This window comes from Lysobacter antibioticus, from assembly GCF_001442535.1.
GTDB classification, from domain to species: domain Bacteria; phylum Pseudomonadota; class Gammaproteobacteria; order Xanthomonadales; family Xanthomonadaceae; genus Lysobacter; species Lysobacter antibioticus.
This window is the reverse complement of the sequence record NZ_CP013141.1, coordinates 3,329,771-3,351,815: the sequence shown is the minus strand read 5'-3', so window position 1 is coordinate 3,351,815 and position 22,045 is coordinate 3,329,771. Positions and strand designations below refer to the sequence as shown.

19 protein-coding genes (1 of these 19 only partly in view) are annotated in these 22,045 nt (G+C 67.4%); 10 read left to right on the top strand and 9 right to left on the bottom strand.

Translation table 11 applies throughout. The features are described from left to right. Positions 1 to 55: 55 nt before the first annotated feature. The 7 genes from GLA29479_RS13440 (at position 56) to GLA29479_RS13410 (ending at position 8,265) form a co-directional block, all read left to right on the top strand. Positions 56 to 772 (top strand): HAD family hydrolase, encoded by a 717-nt coding sequence (locus GLA29479_RS13440; RefSeq protein ID WP_057916713.1) that lies wholly within the window; start codon positions 56 to 58, stop codon positions 770 to 772. Then, positions 769 to 2,154: a leucyl aminopeptidase family protein gene (locus tag GLA29479_RS13435; RefSeq protein ID WP_057971891.1), complete on the top strand. Its 1,386-nt coding sequence runs from the start codon at positions 769 to 771 to the stop codon at positions 2,152 to 2,154. The genes GLA29479_RS13440 and GLA29479_RS13435 overlap by 4 nt, the downstream gene beginning before the upstream one ends. A gap of 300 nt (positions 2,155 to 2,454) precedes the next feature. Then, on the top strand, positions 2,455 to 3,714 hold the full coding sequence (locus tag GLA29479_RS13430; RefSeq protein ID WP_057971890.1) for an efflux RND transporter periplasmic adaptor subunit: 1,260 nt from the start codon (positions 2,455 to 2,457) through the stop codon (positions 3,712 to 3,714). 94 nt (positions 3,715 to 3,808) lie between these two features. Then, the gene (locus GLA29479_RS13425; RefSeq protein ID WP_031372051.1) at positions 3,809 to 4,501 is read left to right on the top strand and encodes an ABC transporter ATP-binding protein; all 693 of its coding nucleotides are present in this window, start codon (positions 3,809 to 3,811) and stop codon (positions 4,499 to 4,501) included. 16 nt (positions 4,502 to 4,517) lie between these two features. Further along, a complete protein-coding gene (locus GLA29479_RS13420; RefSeq protein ID WP_031372052.1) occupies positions 4,518 to 5,684 on the top strand; it encodes an ABC transporter permease in 1,167 nt (388 codons plus the stop codon). A gap of 10 nt (positions 5,685 to 5,694) precedes the next feature. Then, on the top strand, positions 5,695 to 7,020 hold the full coding sequence (locus GLA29479_RS13415; protein ID WP_057916710.1) for an ABC transporter permease: 1,326 nt from the start codon (positions 5,695 to 5,697) through the stop codon (positions 7,018 to 7,020). 396 nt (positions 7,021 to 7,416) lie between these two features. After that, positions 7,417 to 8,265: a hypothetical protein gene (locus GLA29479_RS13410; protein ID WP_057971889.1), complete on the top strand. Its 849-nt coding sequence runs from the start codon at positions 7,417 to 7,419 to the stop codon at positions 8,263 to 8,265. A gap of 12 nt (positions 8,266 to 8,277) precedes the next feature. Here the strand turns inward: GLA29479_RS13410 and rarD are convergent, their stop codons facing one another. From rarD to GLA29479_RS13395, 3 genes are all read right to left on the bottom strand, one after another. Beyond that, positions 8,278 to 9,180 carry an EamA family transporter RarD gene (gene rarD / locus GLA29479_RS13405; protein WP_057916708.1) on the bottom strand — a complete coding sequence of 301 codons (903 nt, stop codon included), beginning with the start codon at positions 9,178 to 9,180 and terminating at the stop codon, positions 8,278 to 8,280. Further along, a complete protein-coding gene (yedA, locus tag GLA29479_RS13400) occupies positions 9,177 to 10,211 on the bottom strand; it encodes a drug/metabolite exporter YedA (RefSeq protein ID WP_082638649.1) in 1,035 nt (344 codons plus the stop codon). Before yedA ends, rarD begins: the two co-directional genes overlap by 4 nt. Before the next feature lie 135 nt (positions 10,212 to 10,346). Continuing rightward, positions 10,347 to 10,832 carry a GNAT family N-acetyltransferase gene (locus tag GLA29479_RS13395; RefSeq protein WP_211264986.1) on the bottom strand — a complete coding sequence of 162 codons (486 nt, stop codon included), beginning with the start codon at positions 10,830 to 10,832 and terminating at the stop codon, positions 10,347 to 10,349. A 166-nt stretch (positions 10,833 to 10,998) separates the two neighbouring features. On the opposite strand from GLA29479_RS13395, the gene GLA29479_RS13390 reads away from it, so the two are divergent. Next, positions 10,999 to 11,502, top strand: a complete 504-nt coding sequence (locus GLA29479_RS13390; RefSeq protein WP_051884961.1) for an Lrp/AsnC family transcriptional regulator — start codon at positions 10,999 to 11,001, stop codon at positions 11,500 to 11,502. Positions 11,503 to 11,609: 107 nt separating this feature from the next. On the opposite strand, the gene GLA29479_RS13385 is transcribed toward GLA29479_RS13390, so the two are convergent. The 5 genes from GLA29479_RS13385 to GLA29479_RS13365 all read right to left on the bottom strand — a co-directional run bounded on the left by GLA29479_RS13385 (position 11,610) and on the right by GLA29479_RS13365 (position 17,439). Further along, positions 11,610 to 12,437 carry a bifunctional transcriptional activator/DNA repair enzyme AdaA gene (locus tag GLA29479_RS13385; RefSeq protein ID WP_057971888.1) on the bottom strand — a complete coding sequence of 276 codons (828 nt, stop codon included), beginning with the start codon at positions 12,435 to 12,437 and terminating at the stop codon, positions 11,610 to 11,612. Positions 12,438 to 12,687: 250 nt separating this feature from the next. Next, positions 12,688 to 14,901 carry a carboxy terminal-processing peptidase gene (locus tag GLA29479_RS13380; RefSeq protein ID WP_057916706.1) on the bottom strand — a complete coding sequence of 738 codons (2,214 nt, stop codon included), beginning with the start codon at positions 14,899 to 14,901 and terminating at the stop codon, positions 12,688 to 12,690. 383 nt (positions 14,902 to 15,284) lie between these two features. Continuing rightward, on the bottom strand, positions 15,285 to 16,355 hold the full coding sequence (lipA, locus tag GLA29479_RS13375) for a lipoyl synthase (RefSeq protein WP_057916705.1): 1,071 nt from the start codon (positions 16,353 to 16,355) through the stop codon (positions 15,285 to 15,287). A 125-nt stretch (positions 16,356 to 16,480) separates the two neighbouring features. Next, positions 16,481 to 17,161, bottom strand: a complete 681-nt coding sequence (gene lipB, locus GLA29479_RS13370) for a lipoyl(octanoyl) transferase LipB (protein WP_144436772.1) — start codon at positions 17,159 to 17,161, stop codon at positions 16,481 to 16,483. After that, positions 17,161 to 17,439, bottom strand: coding sequence for a DUF493 family protein (locus GLA29479_RS13365; protein WP_031372063.1), 279 nt, complete (start codon positions 17,437 to 17,439; stop codon positions 17,161 to 17,163). Before GLA29479_RS13365 ends, lipB begins: the two co-directional genes overlap by 1 nt. 486 nt (positions 17,440 to 17,925) lie before the next feature. Between GLA29479_RS13365 and GLA29479_RS13360 the strand changes: the two genes are divergently transcribed. Continuing rightward, entirely contained in the window at positions 17,926 to 18,855 is a 930-nt protein-coding gene (locus tag GLA29479_RS13360) for a hypothetical protein (protein ID WP_057916703.1), read from the top strand. A gap of 229 nt (positions 18,856 to 19,084) precedes the next feature. Next, the gene (locus GLA29479_RS13355; RefSeq protein ID WP_057971886.1) at positions 19,085 to 20,833 is read left to right on the top strand and encodes a PI-PLC domain-containing protein; all 1,749 of its coding nucleotides are present in this window, start codon (positions 19,085 to 19,087) and stop codon (positions 20,831 to 20,833) included. A 100-nt stretch (positions 20,834 to 20,933) separates the two neighbouring features. Here GLA29479_RS13355 and GLA29479_RS13350 read toward each other — a convergent pair whose 3' ends face one another. Then, positions 20,934 to 22,045, bottom strand: the 3' portion of a protein-coding gene (locus GLA29479_RS13350) for a D-alanyl-D-alanine carboxypeptidase family protein (RefSeq protein WP_057971885.1). It continues 10 nt past the right edge of the window; the window shows 1,112 of its 1,122 coding nt (coding positions 11-1,122); its start codon lies beyond the right edge, outside the window — the gene reads right to left on this strand; it ends in the stop codon at positions 20,934 to 20,936.

Genomic DNA, 22,045 nt, shown 5'->3' with positions numbered 1-22,045 from the left:
CGTTTCCGGGGCGGCATCGCCCAAACCCATGGCCGCGGCGCGCTAAAATGCCGCCATGAATTTTCCCGTACGCGCCATCACCCTCGACCTCGACGACACCATCTGGCCGATCGCCCCGGTCATGATCCGGGCCGAAAGCATCCTCGGCGATTGGCTGCGCGAACACGCGCCGCGCACCGCCGAACGCTATCCGGCCCAGGCCATGCGCGAGCTGCGCGACCGCATCGCCGCCGAGCGCCCCGACTTGGCCCACGATTTCACCCAGCAGCGCCGCCTGACCCTGGAGCACATGCTGCGCGAGACCGGCGAAGACATCGCCCTGGTCGCGCCGGCCTTCGACGTGTTCTTCGCCGCGCGCTGCGAGGTCGAGCACTACGCCGACAGCGAGGAAGCACTCGCGCGCCTGGCCGCGCGGGTGCCGTTGGCCGCGCTGAGCAACGGCAACGCCGACCTGGAGCGCATCGGCCTGATGCCGCTGTTCCGCTTCCAGCTCGGCGCGCGCGAGCACGGCCGCGCCAAGCCCGACGCCAGCATCTTCCACGCCGCCTGCACCCGCCTCGACGTCGAACCGGCGCAGGTGCTGCACGTCGGCGACGACATCGAGATGGACATCGTCGGCGGCGCCCGCGCCGGCCTGCGCACTTGCTGGATCAACCGCGAAGGCCGGCAATGGCCGCACGCCCAGCTGCGCCCCGACCTGGAATTCACCACCCTTGCCGCCCTGGCCGACTGGCTGGACACGGCGCATCGCACGGATACCGCTGCCGCATGACTTTGCCCCTGGGTTTCACCGACGACGCCAGCGACGCTCTGCCGCTGGTCCTGGTCAGCCGCGCTTCGCTCAAGACCTGGCGCGAAACGCTGGCCGATTCGGCCGTGGCCTGGCTCGACGCACAAGGCTTCGACGGCACGCCCGGCACTGCCGTGGTCATTCCGGGCGGCGACGGCCGCATCGCCGCCGGCGTGCTCGGGGTCGGCGATCCGCTCGATCCGTATTCCTACGGCCACGCACCGTTCGCGCTGCCGGCGCGCACCTGGCGCATCGAAGGCCAGCACGACGCCGCCACCCTGGACGCATTGCGCCTGGGTTGGGGCATCGGCAGCTATCGCTTCAGCCGCTACAAGGCGCCGCCTCGCGCGCCGGCGCAGTTGCTGGTCGATGCGACGCCGGAAAGCCGCGACGAAATCTTCGATCTGGTTGCCGCAAGCTGGCGCGTGCGCGATCTGATCAACACCCCGACCGAGCACATGGGCCCGGCCGAGCTGGAAGCGATCGCGCGCGAGATCGCCGCGCGCCACGGCGCTGCCATCGAAGTGGTAACCGGTGAAGAGCTGATCGCGCAGAACTTCCCGGCGATCCACGCGGTCGGCCGCGCCTCGCATCGCGCGCCGCGTTTGATCGCGCTGCGCTGGGGCGACCCGGCGCATCCGCACATCGCCCTGGTCGGCAAGGGCGTGTGCTTCGACACCGGCGGCCTCGACCTCAAGCCCGCCGAGGGCATGCGCTGGATGAAGAAGGACATGGGCGGCGCGGCGCACGCGATCGCCCTGGCCGAACTGATCATGGCGCGCAAGCTGCCGCTGCGGATCACCCTGCTGGTGCCGGCGGTCGAAAACGCGGTCGGCCCGGACGCGTTCCGCCCCGGCGAAGTGATCGCCACCCGTCAGGGCGTCAGCGTGGAGATCGACAACACCGATGCCGAAGGCCGGGTGATCCTCTGCGACGCGCTGACCTATGCCGGCGAACAGTCGCCCGAGCTGCTGCTGGATTTCGCCACCCTGACCGGCGCGGCGCGCATCGCGCTCGGCCCGGACCTGCCGGCGCTGTTCGCCAATCGCGACGAACTCGCGGCCGAATGGCTCGATGCCGGCATCCAGCAGCGCGACCCGCTGTGGCGCATGCCGCTGTGGCGCCCCTACCTGCGTTACCTGACCAGCCAGATCGCCGACCTCGCCAACGGCGGCCCGTCGAAGATGGCCGGCTCGGTCACCGCCGCGTTGTACCTCGAACGTTTCGTCCCGGCCGAGCTGCCGTGGGCGCATCTCGACGTGTACAGCTGGAACGACGCCGACCGCCCCGGCCGCCCGGCCGGCGGCGAGGCCCAAGGCCTGCGCGCGGCCTACGCCATGCTCAAGGCGCGTTCGGCGCGCTGATCGCCCGATAATGCGGCGGGCGCGTCCCGCCGCATTCAGTTGCTCGGCCAGGGACCGCGCACGCACCGCAACACCGCATGCAGCGCTCGCCTCGGCGCGAATCCGCAAGCCCCGCACAAAACGGATGCCCCGCGAACCAGCGCGGGACTCGTGTATCGCCGCACGCACAAAGCGCGAAACCATGACGTTTGTCATGAAAAACCGCCGACACCGGCGCTGACAAAAACTGACTTTCTGCACGTTGGCGCGCAAGGGCTACCGCAGTCACACTAGACAATATCTGGCGTCTTGGTTGTGACCATGAGTGCATCCGCTGATCTGCTGAAAGAGCTCCGCATCGACCGCAATCGTCCGCCCGAGCGTTCCCGCCCGGGGCGCGGCCTGCTCGTCGGCATCGCCGTGTTGGTTCTGGTCGTGCTCGGCGTCGCCGCCTGGGCCTTGTTCGGCCGCACCGGCGGCCCACGTGTAGAAACCGCCACGGTCACCGCGATCGGCGGCGGCAACGGCGCCGGCGCCTCGGTGCTCGACGCCTCCGGCTATGTGGTCGCGCGGCGCATGGCCACGGTGTCGGCCAAGATCACCGGCAAGGTCCGCGAGGTCATGATCGAGGAAGGCCAGCGCGTCGAGGAAGGCCAGATCATGGCCACGCTCGACCCGATCGACGCCAACGCCCAGCGCGAGCTCAGCGCCGCCCAGCTCGGTGCGGCGCAGAGCGAGACCGCGCGCGTGCAGGCGCAACTCACCGAAGCCGAAGCCAATGCCAGGCGCCTGGCCACGCTTGCCGGCCAGCAACTCGTGTCCAAGTCGCAATACGATCAGGCCGTGGCCACGCGCGATGCATTGCGTGCGCAATTGCTGACCGCGCAGCGCAACATCAAGGTCTCCGGCGACAGCCTGCGCATCGCCGACATCGGCGTCGACAACACCATCGTGCGCGCGCCGTTCTCTGGCGTGGTCACCGCCAAAGCCGCCCAGCCCGGCGAAATCGTATCGCCGTTGTCGGCCGGCGGCGGCTTCACCCGCACCGGCATCGGCACCATCGTCGACATGGATTCGCTGGAGATCGAGGTCGACGTCGGCGAAGCCTTCATCGGCCGAGTGCAGCCCAAGATGCCGGTCGAGGCAGTGCTCAACGCCTACCCGGACTGGAAGATCCCGGCCGAGGTGATCGCGATCATTCCGACCGCAGACCGCGGCAAGGCCACGGTCAAGGTGCGCGTGGCGATCAAGAACCGCGACCCGCGCATCGTCCCGGACATGGGCGTGCGGGTGAGCTTCCTGGAGGCGGCCAAGCCGGCCCAGGCCGCTGCGCGCAAACCCAGCGCGATGGTGCCGGCCGCAGCCATCGTCCAGCGCGACGGCAAGGACAATGTGTTCGTGGTCGCCGACGGCAAGGCCGCGCAGACCGCGGTGACCCTGGGCCGCAAGCTCGGCGACGACCAGGAAGTGACCCAGGGCCTGAGCGGCGGCGAGACCGTCGTGCTCGCCCCGCCGGACTCGCTCGCCGACGGCGGCGCGGTGCGTGTCGAAAACGACGCCCCTGGTTCGTCGGATAACTAAGGACCGGGCGCAAGCCGCCGGTCCACCGATCCGCGAGCGGCGCCGCCTCCGGCGCCCTCGCCCCTTCACCGATCCACGTTCGAGGAAGCCGAAGATGGACACCCTGGTTTCGATCAACAACCTCACCAAGACCTATCAGCGCGGCCCGGAAAAGGTCGAAGTGCTGCACGGCATCAACCTGGACATCGCCAAGGGCGATTTCGTCGCCCTGATGGGACCGTCGGGTTCGGGCAAGACCACCTTGCTCAATCTGATCGGCGGGCTCGACAACCCCAGCGGCGGCGAGATCTCCATCGAAGGCGAGCGCATCGACCGCATGAGCTCCGGCCAGCTGTCGCAGTGGCGCAGCCGGCACGTCGGCTTCGTGTTCCAGTTTTACAACCTGATGCCGGCCTTGAGCGCGCAGAAGAACGTCGAGCTGCCGCTGCTGCTGACGCCGCTCAACGGCGCCCAGCGCAAGCGCAACGCCGAGATCGCCCTGACCCTGGTGGGCCTGGCCGATCGCGGCAAGCACCGCCCGAACGAACTGTCCGGCGGCCAGCAGCAGCGCGTGGCGATCGCGCGCGCGATCGTCTCCGACCCGACCCTGTTGATCTGCGACGAACCGACCGGCGACCTCGACCGCCATGCGGCCGAGGAGATCCTCAACCTGCTGCAGTTGCTCAACCGCGAGCACGGCAAGACCATCGTGATGGTGACCCACGATCCGAAGGCGGCCGAGTACGCCACCCACACGCTGCATCTCGACAAGGGCACCCTGGTCGAGCAGCAGTCGCACGCGGCCTGAGCCGGGAGCGGCCCTCATGAAATATTTCCATCTGATCTGGGCGGAGCTGATGCGTCGCAAGACGCGCACGCTGCTGACCCTGCTGTCGATCATCGCCGCGTTCCTGCTGTTCGGCCTGCTCGACGGCGTGCGCGAGAGTTTCGAGCAGGCCGGCAACAGCGCCAACGGCGCCAAGCGCCTGCAGACCGGCTCGCGTCTGTCCTTCATCCAACCGCTGCCGATGTCGCTCAACGACCGCATCGGCCTGGTGCCGGGCGTCAGCCAGGTGTCGTACGCGAACTGGTTCGGCGGCGCCTACCAAGACCCGCACAACCAGATCTTCAGCTTCGCGGTGGCGCCGAACTACCTCGACCTGTACCCGGAAATCGCCGTCGACAAAGCGCAGCGCAAAGCCTTCGAAGCCACCCGCACCGGCGTGCTGGTCGGCGAAGGCCTGATGAAGCGCTTCAACTGGAAGGTCGGGCAGAAACTGCCGCTGCAATCGACGATTTTCCCGAACCGCGACGGCAGCAAGAACTGGATCTTCGACATCTCCGGGGTGATCTCGGCGACCGACAAGAAATCCGGCGCCTGGTTCGACCAGATGATCCTGCTGCACTGGAAGTACTTCGACGATTCCACGCCGTACAACACCGGCCAGGTCGGCTGGTACGTCACCGAGGTCAAGGACGTGAACCAGGCCGACCGCATCGCCAAGGCCATCGACGCGATCTCGGCCAACTCCGATCACGAGTCCAAGACCCAGACCGAAGCGGCGGCCTCGGCCAGCTGGATGAAGCAGATGGCCGACATCGGCCTGATCGTCGGCTCGATCATGGGCGCGGTGTTCTTCACCCTGGTCCTGCTGACCGGCAACACCATGGCCCAGGCGGTGCGCGAGCGCACCTCCGAGCTGGCGGTGTTGAAGACGATCGGCTTTTCCAGTCATAGCGTGCTGTGGCTGGTGTTGGCCGAATCGGTGCTGCTGATGTTGATCGGCGGCGTCGTCGGCGTGGCCATCGCCGGCGTACTCGGCCCGATCGTCAGCACCGCCAGCGGCGGCGCGATCAGCGTGCCGCCGATCGGCCTCAACAGTTGGTCGCTGGGCCTCGGCCTGATGATCGCCATCGGCCTGCTGGTCGGCGCCTTGCCGGCGATCCGGGCGATGCGCCTGAACATCGTCGATGCATTGGCCGGACGCTGAGGAGAACGCAATGAAGAGACTCAAATCGTTCGCACGCGGCCTGGCCGTACTCGTGGGCCTGGCCGCCGGCCTGATCGCCTGGTCGATGTTGCCCTGGCCGGCCTTGCTGGGCTTGGCCGCGTTGTTCGCGCTGTGGATGTTCACCACCCGCGGCGGCCGCCAGGCCGCCTCGGTCGCCGGCGTCGGTATCAGCACCTTGAGCCAACGCCTGGGCTCGTCGTCGGTGGTCGTGATCGGCATCGCCGGCGTGGTCGCGGTGCTGGTGGCGATGCTGTCGATGGCCGAGGGCTATCAGCAAACGCTGCGCCGCACCGGCAGCGACGACAGCGTCATCGTCCTGCGCGGCGCATCCGCGGCCGAGGTGATGTCGACCCTCAGCCTGGACAGCATCAACGTCATCGCGCAGGCGCCGGGCATCGCCCGCAGCGCCGACGGCCGCCCGTTGGCTTCGGCCGAGACGGTGGTCGCGGCGAACCTGCCGATCAAGGGCGGTGCGCCCGACGAAGACGGCAGCGTGCAGTTGCGCGGCGTCGGCGACCGCGCCTTCGACGTGCGCCCGCAGCTCAAGATCGTGGAAGGCCGCAAGTTCGAATCCGGCAAACGCGAAGTCGTGGTCGGCAGCGGCGCGGTGCGCCAGTTCACCGGCATGCAGGTCGGCAAGCAGATCCGCCTGGGCAGCGAGCTGTGGACCGTGGTCGGCGTGTTCCGTTCCGGCGATGCGATGGACTCGGAGCTGTGGGCCGATGCGGAGATGGTCGCCTCGACCTACCGCCGCGGCGCTTCGCGCAACTCGGTCATCGCCAAGCTCAGCGACGCCAAGCAGTTCAAGAGCTTCAAGGCGGCGCTGGCCGGCGACCCGCGCCTGCAGGTCGACACCACCACCACCGCCGAGTACTTCGCCAAGCAATCCGAAACCATGACCAAGGTGATCCGGGTGATCGGCATCGTGGTCGGCTCGATCATGGCGATCGGCGCGGTGTTCGGCGCGCTCAACACCATGTTCGCCACGGTGGCGACGCGGGCGCGCGAGATCGCGACCCTGCGCGCGATCGGTTTCCGCGGCGTACCGGTGGTGGTCGCGGTGATGCTGGAAACGATGCTGCTGGCACTGCTCGGCGGGTTGATCGGCGGCGCCTTGGCCTGGCTGATCTTCAACGGCTACACCGCCTCGACCATCGCCGGCGGCGTCGGCCAGTTGACCTTCGACTTCCGCGTCACCGGCGAATTGCTGTGGAGCGGGCTGAAGTGGGCGTTGGCGATCGGCTTCATCGGCGGCCTGTTCCCGGCCTTGCGCGCGGCGAATCTGCCGGTGACCTCGGCCTTGCGCGCGCTGTAGGTTTCGCCTGGCGGCTTCGCTGAAAAACTAGAGCCCCCTTCTCGCGAAGGGGGCTTTTTTATTGGAGCGAGTTCGTCGGTCTTCGTTGGCGAAAGTTCGATCGCGGGCGAGCGAGAGCAAATCCCCCCCTTTCAAAAGGGGGACTCCGCCTTGAAGAGACGACGGGTTTCCACGGACCTCGCTTCCGATGGCCTTGGGGCTATCGCAACAACATCCGGGCACGACTCCCGCCGAAGCATCCCCTTTTGGAAAAGGGGGCAGGGGGATTTGCTCTTAAGCCCCTTGCTGGTGCGGCATCCTCGGAAGACCTGATCGGTTGAAACCGGAGCATGGCGGCCTCTGCGCTATGCTGTCAGCGCCGTTCGGGATGCCGGCAAGGGGGCGTCATTGGAGGTAGTGAAGAAGCTTTCGCTGGCGCTGCTGGGCGGCTTGCTCGCCGGCACCGGCATCGTGATCGCCAAGGAGGCCGTGGCCACCGACCCGCTCGATGCGGCCGGCCGGGTGGTGGCGATTTTGTTGGCCCTGAGCGCGGCCTGCGCCTGTTTCGTATACCTGTACCGCATCACCATCGACACGCTGCCCGGGCGCGCCGCCACGTCCTCGACCACCCTGCGCCGCAAGCGCCTCGGCGACAAGACCGGGTTCGACAACGCACCGTTGATCGAAGAGCGCGGTATTCGCCATCCGCATTTCGGCTGGATCGATTGGCAGGACATCATCGGCGTTCACCGCCATGCCCTCAACGGTGAATATCCCGAGGGTCGGGGCTTGCAGTTGTGCCTGCGCGATCCTCGGCATTATCTCGGCGACGATGCGCTGTGGATGCGCATGCGTTTCGCCCGGCTGTCGCAACCCGAGGGGAGCTACGGCACCGTGTTGCTGTTGCTGCAGCCCTACGGCATCGATCAGTACGACGCCTACGTGTTGGCGCTGATGTTGCGGCGCAAGTACCAGGAGCCTTTCATCGAAGACTGGACGCCGGACATGACGGAAACCGAGATCGATGAGCATCTGCGCGAACCTCCCGTCTCGCTGCCTGCGCCGTCCGCGCTGCCCGCCGACGACTACCGGCAGCGGCTGCAGGCGCTGGCCGCACGGGCCGAGGATCGCAGCCGCTTGCGGGATCGGCAGCAAGATCGGTTGCAAGATCGGCGCCAGCGCTCGCGCGATGCCGCGATCTGGATCGCACTGGGCCAGGCCGCGGTATTAGCGCTCTATCTGGTCGTCAAGTACGGCGGGAACTGAGCCCTGCCGCGCTCAGGCGGTCGCAAGCCCCACCCGCCGCGAGCGCAGCACGCCCTCGCCGGCGAAGATCATCAGCCCGACCCAGATGATGATGAAACCGATCGCACGCTCGGCATTGAAGGGTTCGCGCAGGATCAGCACACCGATCAGAAACTGCAGGGTCGGGGCGACGTACTGCAGCAAGCCGATCGCGGTCAGCGATACACGCCGTACCGCATAAGCGAAACCGATCAGCGGCAGCGCCGTCAGCGCGCCGGCGGTCAACAGCAGCAACGCGGTACCGAGCCCCCAACCGCCGATGAAGCTGCCCTGCCCGTGGGTTTCGCCCCAAAACATCAAGGCCAGGGCCGGTACGAACAGATAGACGTTCTCGACGCCGAGACCGGTTACCGCCTCGACCGCGACCAGCTTGCGGATCAGTCCGTACAAGGCGAACGACACCGCCAGGCCAATGGCGATCAACGGAGGCCGGCCGTAATCGAAGGTCAGCCAAGCGACGCCGGCAAAGGCGAAGGCGATCGCGATCCATTGCGCCGTGCGCAGGCGCTCGCCGAGGAAGACCACGCCGAGCATCACGCTGACCAACGGGCCGATGAAGTAGCCCAGGCTGGTCTCGATGACGTGGCCGGCGTTGACCGCCCAAATGTAGAGGCCCCAGTTGAAGGCGATCAAGGCGCCGCTGACGCCGAGCATGGCCGCCTTGCGCGGCTGACGCAGGACCTCGCGCAACCAATGCCGCCCGAGCGTCCAGCCGAGCCAGGCGGCGACCAGCAAGGTGCTCCAGACGACGCGGTGGGCGACGATCTGCAGCGACGGCACGGCCTTGAGCAGATGCCAGTACAACGGCATCAGGCCCCACAGGACGAACGAAGCGACCGCGATCCACAGTCCGCGGCGATCGGTGTCGGCATTCATGCGTGCGTTTCCTTTTCCGCCGCAGCGCCCGGGCCGGTCGCAGCGATCGCGTCGACCTCGTGCTTCACGGGCATGGGCTTCACGGGCATGGACTCCGCGGGCATGAGCTCCACGGGTTTGGGCTCGGCCGGCTTGGCCGCGCGGGCGCGGGCCAGGGTGATGATGACGACGCCGACCAGGATCACCGCCATGGCGCCGAGGTCGTGCGAGGTGAAACGCTCGCCGGCGAGCAAGGCGCCGAACAACACCGCGATCGGCGGATTGACGTAGGCGTAGCTGGTCGCCAGGGCCGGGCGCACGTGGTGCAACAGCCAGATGTAGGCGGTGAAACCGAAGATCGAACCGGCCACCACCAAGTACAACATCGCGCCGGTGGCGGCCCAGGTCGGCATCGCGGCGATGCGCTCGCCGGTCACGACCGCGGCGCCGAGCATCCAGATGCTGCCGGTGAGCATCTGCGCACTCGCGGCCATGAACGGCGACGGCAGGTCCTGGTCGCGGCTCCAGATCGAACCCCAGGCCCAGGCGATCGGCGCGACCGTCAGGCACACCAGGCCGAGGGTCGAGGCCGACAACTTGCTGCCCGCATTGAGCCAGATCACCCCGAGGAAGCCGATCGCCAGGCCGATCCATTCGATCTTCGAGGGATGACGCCCGCGCAGCATCGCGAACACGCCGGCGAACAGCGGCATCGAGGCGACGGCGATCGCGGCGAGGCCGGAATCGACCTCGGTCTCTGCCAGGTTCACCAGACCGTTGGACAGCAGCACCATCCAGATCGACAGCAGCCACAGCGTGCGCCACTGCTTGCGGCTCGGCGGCGCGACGCCGCGCCAACGCAGGACCGCATACATGATCGCGCCGGCAAGGAACATGCGTCCGGCGCCGAGCAGGAACGGCGGATAGCTTTCGAGGGCGAAACGGATCGCCAGGTAGGTCGATCCCCACAGCACATAGACCGACCCCAGGGCGAAGGCGACCGCGAGGGCGCCAGGGGCCAGTCGTTCAGCAGTCGGTGAAACGGCGCTCATGACGCGATTCCGGGGGGAAGAGCAACAGCGGAGGGACGGACGACGCGGGTCGACCGGTGGTGACGTGCATTCGGGTCGAAACGGTGAGGAGCGAAAACACCGGCGTCGCGATCTCAGCGATCGCGCCGCCCTCGATCAGGGATGCGGCCCGTAACGCGACACCGCCGTCCTGCGGCTGCCGACGTCGCGGCGACGCGGATCGTCGAACACGTCGATCACCAGGAAGCCGGCCTTGCGCATCATCCCGGCCGAGCCTTCGTTTTCCTCATGGCGCTCGACGTAGATCTCGATCAAACCCATTTGCAACAGGCGCGCGACCGCCGCCTTCAACAATCGAGTGCCGAGTCCTTGTCCGCGATGTTCGCGGTGCACTACGACTTCGCCGACATGACCCTGCCATTCGATCTCGCGACCGGAAGGCTGATAGCGATGAAAGGCATCGCTCGGCTCAAATGTGACGACGGCCACAATTTCTCCGTCGTGCAAAGCGACGACCGCCTGCGTTCTTCCTCGCCGGATCGCCGACAGATGTGCGGCGAGCTCGACGTCGGGCAGGAAATTCCAGGGATTAGGGCCGTGTTCGCGGATCAGCGCGAGAATCTCGCCGATCTGCTCGGGCATAGCGGCTTGCATCACGTACCGGGACATCCCGGGGGCGTCCGTATCGAATAGGTCGGGGGAGCGATCCCGCACATAAAAATTCCTCATGCGACAGGATCGTGAATAGCGTATCGATGTCAGTCAAATTGCGGTTGAATATTTGCCCGCATCAACGCAAAAATCTTGCATGAGCACCCCACCCCTGGTTTTGGACGAGTTCGACCACAAGCTGCTCGAACTGCTGCAGCGCGACGCCTCGGCGACCCTGAGCGAGCTCGGCGACGCCATCGGGTTGTCGCCGAGCGCGGTCCAGCGGCGCATGACCCGCTACCGCCAGGAAGGCCTGATGCGCCAGGTGGCAGTGCTCGACCCACTGTCGCTCGGCAGCACCCTGGCGGCGGTCTGGGTGACGATGGAGCGCGAGTCGGCCGAGCGCCACGCCGCCTTCCACGCCCGCGTGCGCGCCGCGCCCGAGGTGCAGCAGTGCTACACCCTCGCCGGCGAGTGGGATTACCTGGTGATCCTGGCCACGACCGGGGTCTCGCATTGCCGCCAGGTGGTCGACCGGCTGTTCCTCGACGAAGGCAACATCAAGCGCTACGACACCCACCTGGTGTTCGACGTGGTCAAGCACGGCCTGGAGCTGCCGACCCGCGATGCCCCGCGGGCGGCACGCAAGCGGCGGGGCTAGCCCAGCGACATAGCCGCTGGGCGGGAATGGGGAATGGGGAATCGTAAAAGCGATTACCGGGCTCCTGCTCTTTCGATTCCCGATTCCCGATTCCCGATTCCCGTCTCTCAGGCCGCCCGCTCGCGCTGCAGCAGACGCTCCTTGAGCGGCAGGCCCCAGCGGTAGCCGCCGAGCGATCCGTCGCCGCGCACCACGCGGTGGCAGGGCACGACCACCGCGACGCGGTTGTTGGCGCAGGCCTGCGCCACCGCGCGCGCACCACGCGGCGCACCGACCTGTTCGGCGATCTGCGCATAGCTGCGGGTCTGCCCGGCCGGAATCTTCATCAACGCGTCCCAAACCTTTTTCTGGAAGGCGGTGCCGATCAGGTCCAGCGGCACCGCATGACCCTGCCCGCCCAGGGTGTCGGCGACCGCGCGCAGGCGCGGGGCGAGGAATTCGTCGCGGCCGGCATCGACGCGCTCCAGCAGCGCCTGCGGGAACTCGCTACGCAATTTCGCTTCCAGCGCCTGCGGATCGTCGCCAAGCTCGACCATGCAGATGCCGCGCGCGGTGGTGGCGACCAGGGCGGTGCCGATCGCTGTCGGCGCCAGGCTCCAGCGGATCTGCTCGCCGGCGCCGCCGGCGCGGTAACGCCCCGGGGTCATGCCGAGCTTGGCCGCGCCGCTTTCGTACACCCGCGACGGCGAGCCGTAGCCGGCGTCGTACAAGGCCGCGCTGACCTCGTGGCCTTCGCGCAGGGCCGAGCGCAGGCTGCCGAGCTTGCGTTGCGCCAGGTACTCGGCCGGGCTCAGGCCGAAGCGCGCGCTGAAACGCCGTTGCAGGTGCGAGGGGCTGAGGCCGACGGTCTCGGCCAGTTCGGTCAGGGAAGGCTCGCCGCCATCGAGCAGCGCACGGGCCTGTTCGAGCTTGTCGTTGTGGGGTTTGCTGTTCATAGCCGACAGACTAGGCCTCGTGCCGCGGCCTCGCTATCCGGATCTTGCGCGGCGCAGGGTCGGATTTTCGGGCGCGGTTCATCAGGATCGGATGAAGCGGCGGACTGCATGGCCCGTGCGTCGAGACGGCAGCTACGCGGGCGCGGTTTGCACCCGCTCCTCCCCCCGGACCCGAGGAGTGGGCCAGCGGCGACGCAAAAAAAAGCGCGCCACCCAGGCGCGCTTTTCGTTTCGCGATGCGAAGCCCGGCTCAGTCGGCCCAGTGCCCCGGCATGGTCGCGGTCGGCAGCACCTGCGCCGACAGCTGTCGGTCGTTGTTGAGCAGGCGCACCGCGTCGGCGAGGATCGAAGCCGACTCGCGCAGCAGCGGGTCGGGACGCTTCTCGGCCAGCTTCTCGCGCGCCGCGTCCTTGGCGATGTCGCGCTCGGCGGCGGCGAGGCCGTCGTCGTTGGCATCGTCGGCCAGCGGATCGAGCTCCAGGCCCAGTTGCTTGCGTTCGGCCTGGCGCTGCTTGCGCTTGACGTCGTCGCGATCGCGCTCGGCGCGGCGCTCGGCCTCGTTGAGCGAGATCCACTTCTTGGCGCGCTCTTCGCGGAACTGGGCGACGTCCTGCGACCACCACTGGAACTCCTTGTCGCCGGCGATGCGGCTGCTGTGCAGCGTCTCCAGCTTGGGCAGCAGCGGGGCGAAATTGCCGTAGCTGGTGTGCGGCACGGCGGCGATCTTGGTCCACGGCAGGGCGTTGTCGTAGGTGCTCTCACCGTATTCGGTGGCGTCGACCGAGACCGGGAACGCCAGGTCGGGCACCACGCCCTTGTTCTGGGTCGAGCCGCCGCTGACGCGGAAGAACTGGGCGATGGTCAGCTTGACCTGGCCGAAGCGCGGGCCTTCGTTGGCCGGCCAGCGGTCGAGATCGACCAGGTTCTGCACCGTGCCCTTGCCGAAGGTGGTCTCGCCGATGACCAGGCCGCGGCCGTAGTCCTGGATCGCGCCGGCGAAGATTTCCGAGGCCGAAGCCGAGCCGCGATTGATCAGCACCGCGAGCGGGCCTTCCCAGGCGATGCCGGTGTCGCTGTCGCCTTCGACGCTGACCCGGCCGCCGGATTCGCGCACCTGCACGACCGGGCCGCGGTCGATGAACAGACCGGTGAGCTCGATGGCTTCGTTGAGCGAACCGCCGCCGTTGTTGCGCAGGTCGAGAACCACGCCGTCGACCTTGTCGCCGCGCAGCTTGGTCAGCAGCTTGGCGACGTCGCGGGTGGCCGAGGCGTAGTCGTTGGCGTTCTTGCGGCGGCCTTCGAAATCCTGGTAGAAGCCCGGCAGCTTGATCACGCCGATGCGCTTGGCCGGCGCGTCGCCGGCGGCGGGGATGTCGATGACCTCGGACTTGGCGGCCTGGTCTTCCAGGCGCACCTTGTCGCGCACCAGCACGATACGGTTGGGCTTGCTGTCCAGGCCCGATTCGGCCGGCACCACGTCCAGGCGCACCTTGGTGCCCTTGGCGCCGCGGATCTTGGCGACCACGTCGTCGATGCGCCAGCCGATCACGTCTTCCATCGCGCCGCTGTCGCCCTGGCCCACGCCGACGATGCGGTCGCCGGCCTTGAGCAGGTTGCTGCGCGCGGCCGGGCCGCCCGGAATCACTTCGCGGATCGCGACCACGTCGTCCTGCTTCTGCAGTTGCGCGCCGATGCCGTCGAGCGACAGCGACATGGTCATGTTGAAGTTGTCGGCCGACTTCGGCGTCAGATAGTCGGTATGCGGGTCGATCGCGTTGGCGTAGCTGTTGACGAAGGTCTGGAAGACGTCTTCGCCCTTGAGCTCGGCGATGCCCTTGGCCATGTTGGCGTAGCGCTTGTCGAGGGTCTTGGCGATGTCTTCGGGTTTCTTGCCGGCCAGCTTCAGGCGCAGCCAGTCGTTGCGCACCGATTGCTTCCACAGCGCGTCGAGCGCGGCGGTGTCAGCGACCCAGGGCGCGTCCTTGCGGTCGTAGTCGTAGCGGTCGTTGCCGGTGAACTCGAAACCGGCGGGCTGCTTGAGCAAGCCGCGCGCGTAGGCGACGCGTTCGTCGACGCGCTGCTTGTAGGTGGCGAAGATCGCGTAGGCCGGCGACAGGTCGCCGCTCTTGATCGCGTCGTCGAGCTTGTTCTTGCTGGCGTCGAAGCGGGCGATGTCGACGGCACTGAAGAACTGCTTGCCGCCGTCCAGCGATTCGAGATAACGCTTGTACATGTCGGCCGACAGCGCATCGTCGAGCGCGCGCGGCCGGTAGGCGTAGCGGCTGTCGGACAACAAACCGTAGACGAGTTTCGCCGCCGTGGTCTGGTCCGCGGTCGGCGCGCTCGGCAATGCCGTGGACGCCTTGGGAGCGCTGACCGCGTCGGGCCGCGCCAGCAGCGCCAGCGGAGCGGTCAGCAGGAAGCCTGCTAGCAGGGTAACGGCACGCTTGTTCTTGAGGGTCATCGCGAAGTCTTCTCGGCCAAGAGGGCCGATGTCTAGGATGTAGCGGCTTTGGACAAGACCACAGTGCCGAAAGTTGCCGGCCCTGTCACGTCCGCAACGCGCGATTAGGCGTTAACGGCGTGAAAGCGGTTCAGTTTGAGCGTGATCGGCGTTAGCGAGTCGTTATCGCGGCCGGCAAACGCCTGTCTCGGCGTTCATGCCGGGCCGTCCCGGCCGTCGCGGCGGGACCAGACTGCGCCACTGGAGCTGCGTCGCGCGAAGCAACGGCGCCGGTCGCTGCGACCGGTTACCAGCCGCCGCCGATGTCCGCCGGCCGGCTTTGCGCGGGCCGGCGTTCGAGGCGGCCCCGCGGCCACCCTGCGGCTCGGGCGAGCCGCGAAGAATCAGACCGCGGCGCGGTCGGTCCAGTCGTTCGAGGTCTCGGCGAAACCGGCTTCGATCGCCTGGCGGTCGGCGTGGTACGAGGAGCGCACCAGCGGGCCCGAGGCGACGTGGGTGAAACCGAGCGACAGCCCGTAGACCTCGAGTTCCTTGAACTCTTCCGGAGTCCAGTAACGCAGCACCGGGTGATGGTGCGCGGTCGGCTGCAGGTACTGGCCGATGGTGATCATGTCGACATCGTGCGCACGCAGGTCGCGCAGGGTCGCCTGGACCTGCTCCATGGTCTCGCCGAGGCCGAGCATGATCCCGGACTTGGTCGCGACCTGCGGATGCTGGGCCTTGAACTTCTGCAGCAGGGTCAGCGACCACTGGTAGTCGGCGCCCGGGCGGACGTTGGTGTACAGGTCCGGCACCGTCTCGACGTTGTGGTTGAACACGTCCGGCGGATTGGTGTTGAGGATGTCCAGCGCGCGCTCCATGCGGCCCTTGCCGCGGAAGTCGGGCGTGAGGATCTCGATCTTGGTGCGCGGGCTTTCGCTGCGGACCGCGGCGATGCAGTCGACGAAATGCTGGGCGCCGCCGTCGCGCAGGTCGTCGCGGTCGACGCTGGTGATGACCACGTACTTCAGCCCCATGTCGGCGACGGTGCGCGCCAGGTTGGCCGGTTCGCTCGCATCCGGCGGCTTGGGCCGGCCGTGGGCGACGTCGCAGAACGAGCAGCGGCGCGTGCAGACCTCGCCGAGGATCATGAAGGTGGCGGTGCCGTGGCTGAAGCACTCGTGGATGTTCGGGCAACTGGCCTCTTCGCAGACGGTGACCAGGCGGTTCTCGCGCAGCTTCGCCTTGAGCTGGGCGACCGAGTTGCCCGAGGGGATGCGCACCCGGATCCAGGACGGCTTGCGCAGCGCCGGCACGTCGGCGAACTGCACCGGCGAACGGCTGATCTTGTCGCTGCCGATCTGCTTGGCGCCGGGCGTCATGGTGGTCGACTCCAGCACCGCCGGCACGAGCGCCTCGGGCGCGCCGCCGCTGACGACGGTGAGCGGGATGGACTTGGAGACGGGGTTGGTCATGACGTCGCTTCGACTCTTGGCTGTTTGCTCCCTCCCCGCGGGCGGGAGAGGGCTGGGGTGAGGGCAGGGCTACCGCGAATCGCGGCGGCTGGCGGATATGCGCGCCCTCATCCGCCCTACGGAAATCAAAAGCTCAACGGCTCGGCATCCTCGACGGTCAGCCCGAACTGGCGCGCAAGCTGCGCGACCAGCACCGGTTTGACCTGATCCAGGCCCGAGGGGCCGCCCAAGTCTACCACCGAGGTCACCTGCAACCCCTGGTAGCCACAGGGATTGATGCGCCGATACGGCTCCAGGTCCATGGCGATATTGAAGGCCAGGCCGTGGAAGGTGCAGCCGCGCCGGACCCGGATGCCCAGGGCCATGACCTTGGCCCCGGCCACATAGACGCCGGGCGCGCCGTCGCGGCGGGCGCCCTCGATGTTCCACTCGGCCAGGGTGTCGATCACCGCCTGCTCGATGCGGTCGACGTACTCGCGTACGCCCACCTTGAGCCGGCGCAGGTCCAGCAGCGGGTACAGCACGATCTGGCCGGGGCCGTGATAGGTCACCTGGCCGCCGCGATCAACGTGGATCACCGGGATATCGCCCGGCATCAGCACATGTTCGTCCTTGCCGGCCTGGCCGAGGGTGAACACCGGATCGTGCTCGACCAGCCACAGCTCGTCCGGGGTGTCGGCGTCGCGGGCGTCGGTGAAGGCCTGCATCGCGCGCCAGACCGGTTCGTAGGGCTGGCGGCCGAGGTCGCGCAACTGCGCGCGCGGCGGCGCGCTGACGCCGCCGAGCACGGCGGCGACGGCGTCGATTACAGCGTCCACTTCACTTCCGGATGCTCGCGCAGGACCTGGTGGGCCAGGTCGTACTGCTCGCGGTTCTCGGCGCGGAAACTCAACCGTACCGACACGTATTTGCCGGTCGAGGAATGCTTCCACTGGATGGTTTCGGTTTCCACGCTGATCCCGGCCTGGAACAGCAGCTGCGGCAGTTCGCGCTCCAGGCCGGCATCGGCCGCTCCCATCGCGCTGAGCTCGAACGAGCCGGGGAACTGGAAGCCGTGGTCGGGGTTGTCGGAATGAATGTCCATGGGCGCCATTATGGGTCCGCCGGCGGGGCAACCCAAGCGCAGCAATGGGACGACGGTGTGCCGGGGGTGGAACGGACCGAGACGGCACTCAACCCTGCCCAAGTCGAAACGGCGCGCACCATGGCGATGGGCACCGCTGAGGCCGGTAAAGCTGGGTTTGTGTAGCTGAACTCGTGCAACGCGGCGGAAGGCACACGGTCGCGGCTCGCGCCGCTCCTACCCTGGCAAGAACGCGGCTTCGCGACGAAACATTGCGTCGTATCGATTCGGGGTAGGAGCGGCGCAAGCCGCGATCAAGTCGATCCGTATTCCGGCGCTTCGGCCCAGACCGTTCGTGCCGTTCAAAATCTGAATCCGGCACGACTTGCGTCTCGCGTACTCAGTGACAAAGCTGGCCGCGGGCTCGCAACGCTGCCGTTCTCAACGAATGAGTCGAACAGGCGGTATTTTTACCCACGGTCCACCGTCCGCTCACAAGGAACGACCATGCCCGCCAGCCAATCCGTCGCCCTGCCCTTACGCGGTCAGTTCCGCAATCTTTACACCTCGCTCAAGCGCGCTCGTCTGTTGGAACGCACGCCGGTGATCTTTTGTGAAGGCGATTCGTGGTTCTCCACGCCGCTGGCGATGAACCTGCTCGACTGGATCGTCTCGCCGGCCCCCGAGGACGAGGAGCGCGGCATTCCGCTGCTCGGCCAGGGCGGCCTGTTCTTCCGCGCCGAGCACAGCGGCGACCATGCCTCGCGCAACGAGGACCATCCCAAGCGCTCGATGTTCGTGCCCGAGAACATCGAGGACATCATCGGCTGGTACGGCAAGTTCGACTTCGACCTGATCCTGCTCAGCGCCGGCGGCAACGATTTCGTCGACCAGTTCCTCAAGCGCACCTTCGCCGGCCAACAGAATCTCTCCGCCGAGGCCGCGTTCCAGCGCGTGCTCGACACCGGCAAGTACGAACGGGTCCGCCAGGCCTATGCGCTGTTCGTGCAGGCGGCGCTGGCGGCCCGGCCGAACGCGCCGATCCTCGCCCACAGCTACGACTACCCGCAGCTGATCGGGCGGCCCGGGGCGCTGACGCCGGGCAATATCGGCGTTGCCGCGCTGCTCAAGAAAAGCGTCGGGCCGTGGATCGGGCCGCACATCAATGCCATCGTCCACGCCGACCCGGCCAAGACCCCGGATGAACGGCGGCGCTTCGGGCGCATGCTGATCGACGGCTTCGAGAAGCACGTGCTGCGCGAGCTCAAGCACGATGCGCGCTTCGCCGGGCGCTTCGATTACGTCGATCTGCGCGGCACGCTGGCCGCGGAAAGCCAGTGGTTCGACGAAATGCATCCCAGCGAAGCCGGCTTCCACGCGTTGGCCACGAAGTTCCGCACTGCGATCATCGCCAAGCTGCCGCCGGCGAAGCGATAAGGCTTCGATGCTCCCGCGCCGCATCTGCGCGCGCTCCCGGCGTGCCCCCAGGCCAAGCGCTTGAGCCGGCGCGGGCCGCGACCTCGCGGCCCCGCCCGTCTTCACAAATCCCCCTGCGAAACGCTTAACACGGTGCCGCATCGGCATGCGCCGATGCACGCGATCCCGTGTGGCGAGGGCCGGACGACTCGCCTCGACGTCACCCGCTCAGCTCGCAGGAAGATTGCTCATGAAGAATGTGTTCTTTGGCCTCGGTGTGAAGTACGAAAAAGGCATCCACGCCCGTGTCGCCCTGGGCCGCGACGGACGCGTCATCGAAGTCCACGAATCGCCGGACGCCAGCGGCCTGAACTATCGCAGCGGCCGGCTCAGGCAGATGGCGATCGAATGGGACGACAGCGTAGCGTTCGGCGAAGGCGCCGAGCCTGGCATCGCCATCGAGGGCCGGGTCATGGTCGAGGTGCATCGCTCGGCGGGCGGCTCGGACCTGTCTTGCCGCATCGGCGTGTGGGACGAGGACGGCATCGTGTTCGGCGAAAGCGTCAAATACGCCAGCGGCGAAGCCCCCTGCGTGGCGATGAACCGGCAGGCCATCGTCGAGGTTCACGAATCGCCCTGGAACGCGAAGATCTGGTGCAACCTGGGACGGCTGGACGAGGGCACCGATTCGATCGTCTGGCAGGGCAACACCTACCTGGATGCCGGCATCCAGCCCGGTATCGCGATCAACGCCCAGAACGATGTGGTGATGGTGCACGGCAACGCGTCGGACTCCGACCTGCATTACCGCGTGGGCAAACTCGGCCGCGACGGCATCGCCTGGGGGCCGGCGGCCCGCTACGGAGCCGGCAGCCACGCCTCGGTCGCGCTGACCCCGGAAGGCGAGGTCATCGTCGTCTACGAAACCAACGACCAAAAAGACGTGCTGCAGCGGTTCGGCAAAATCCGCGGCAAGAGCATCGACTGGGCCGGCGAAGCGGTGTACTTCGACGACGGCGCGCGGCCCAGCGTCGCCTGCAACGGCGGCATGGCGATCCAGGTGCACGAGTCCGAACTCTTCAATGCGTTGTGGGCGTCGACCTCGCGCGTCGCCGACCGTTCGCGCTGGATGCAGGACAATCTGCGAGTGCTCGGCGATCTCACCCTGCCGTGGCTGACCACCGGCGCCTCCCACGACGCCGGCATGTACCAACACGGCCTGCTGATGTCGCTCGGCAAGACCCAGAACCTCGATCTGTACCAACAGCTCGGCAACGGCATCCGCTACTTCGACCTGCGGCCCAAGTGGGACGGCAGCGCGCTCTACGTCAGCCACGGACCGATCACCGGGCCGGCCTTGTCGGAGATCCTCGACGACGTCAGGCGCTTCATGAGCGAAGGCAACCGCGAGCTGGTCATCCTGAAGTTCTCGCATTACGCCAAGTTCACCGACGGGATCTACGAGCAGCTCGTCGAGATGCTGCAGGACAAGCTCGGCCGCTGGCTGTTCCAGAACCTCCCGCAGGGCGCACGTCTGTCCGATGTCCCGCTGGGCGAGTACCTGCGCCACTCCGGCGTGGTCCTGATCGTCTGCGACGAGGACTATCCCGTCGACATCCCCGCCGCCGGCATCTGGGTCTATCGCGATTCCGACTCGCCCACGGCCGAGCTCGGCGATCTGCGCGTCTACGACAAGTACTCGAACACGACGAGCTACGACACCATGAGTACCGACCAGATCGCCAAGTTCCAGGCCTATGACGGCGCCTGCGTCGACCGGCCCGAACTGCCCTGCGATCAGTTCCTGTTGTCGTGGACGCTGACGCCGCCGACCGGCGTGTGGCTGCTGTCGAAGGACGCCAACCGCAACCTGGGCGCGGCGATGGCCGCCCTGCCCCGCGAGAACGCCAGCGGCCGCGTGATCAACCAGCTCTATGTGGACTACGCAGAGTATTCGCGCGCCACCGACGTGGCGATGTCGATGAACGGGATCCCGTGATCGGCGATACCCCATGCCGTAACACCAGAACCCAAAACGCAACGAGCCGGCAATGCCGGCTCGTCGTTTCAGCTCGTGCGGGATCGCTGGAAGCGATCGATCACTCCGACTCCCACCACATCCAGAACTCGTCCCACAGGCGCTTGAAGAAACCGCCTTCCTCGACCGCGGCGATGGCGACCAACGGGCGCTGGGCGACGACCTTGCCGTCGAGCATGACCTTGACCGTACCGAGGGCCTGGCCCTTCTTGATCGGCGCGACCAACGTCTTGGGCACGTCGATGCTGGGCTTGAGCTGGGCGTACTTGCCGCGCGGCACGCTGACCAGCATCGGCTCGGCGACGCCGAACTGCACTTCGTCGGCCTGGCCCTTCCACACCTTCTGCTTGGCGATCACCTTGCCGATGTCGTAAAGCTTGTGGGTTTCGTAGAAACGGAAGCCCCAGTTGAGCAGCGCCTGGCTGTCGGTCGCGCGCTGCGCTTCGGAGGTCGAGCCCATCACCACCGAGATCAGGCGCTGGTCGCCGCGCTGGGCCGAGGCCATCAGGCAGTAACCGGCCTTGGAGTGGTGACCGGTCTTGATGCCGTCGACCGTGGAATCGCGCCACAGCAGCAGGTTGCGGTTGGGCTGGGTGATCGGCCCGACCTTGAGTTCCTTGATCTTGTTGTACGAATACGCGACCGGGAAGTCGCGGATCAGGGCGCGGCCGAGCAGGGCCAGGTCGTGCGCGGTCGAGTAATGATTCGGGTCCGACAGGCCGTGCGGATTGACGAAGTGCGAGCCCTTCAGGCCGATGCGCGCGGCGTACTGGTTCATCAGCGCGGCGAAGGCGTCTTCGCTGCCGGCGACGTGTTCGGCCAGGGCGATCGCGGCGTCGTTGCCGGACTGCACCACCATGCCCTTTTCCATGTCGACCAGCGCCGCGGTCTTGTTGACCTCGAAACCGGAGTAGCTGCCGTCGGTGGCCGCGCCGCCCTTGCGCCAGGCGTTCTCGGTCATCATCACCTGATCGGTGTCCTTGACCTTGCCGCCGGCCATTTCGGCGGCGATCACGTAGCTGGTCATGACCTTGGTGATGCTGGCCGGCTCGACCCGCACGTCGGCGTCCTTGCTGGCCAGGATGTTGCCGCTGGCGGCATCCATGAGCACCCAGGCGGTGCCCTGGATCGCCGGCGGCGGCGGCACCGGCAAGGCGTCGCTGGCCGGTCGCG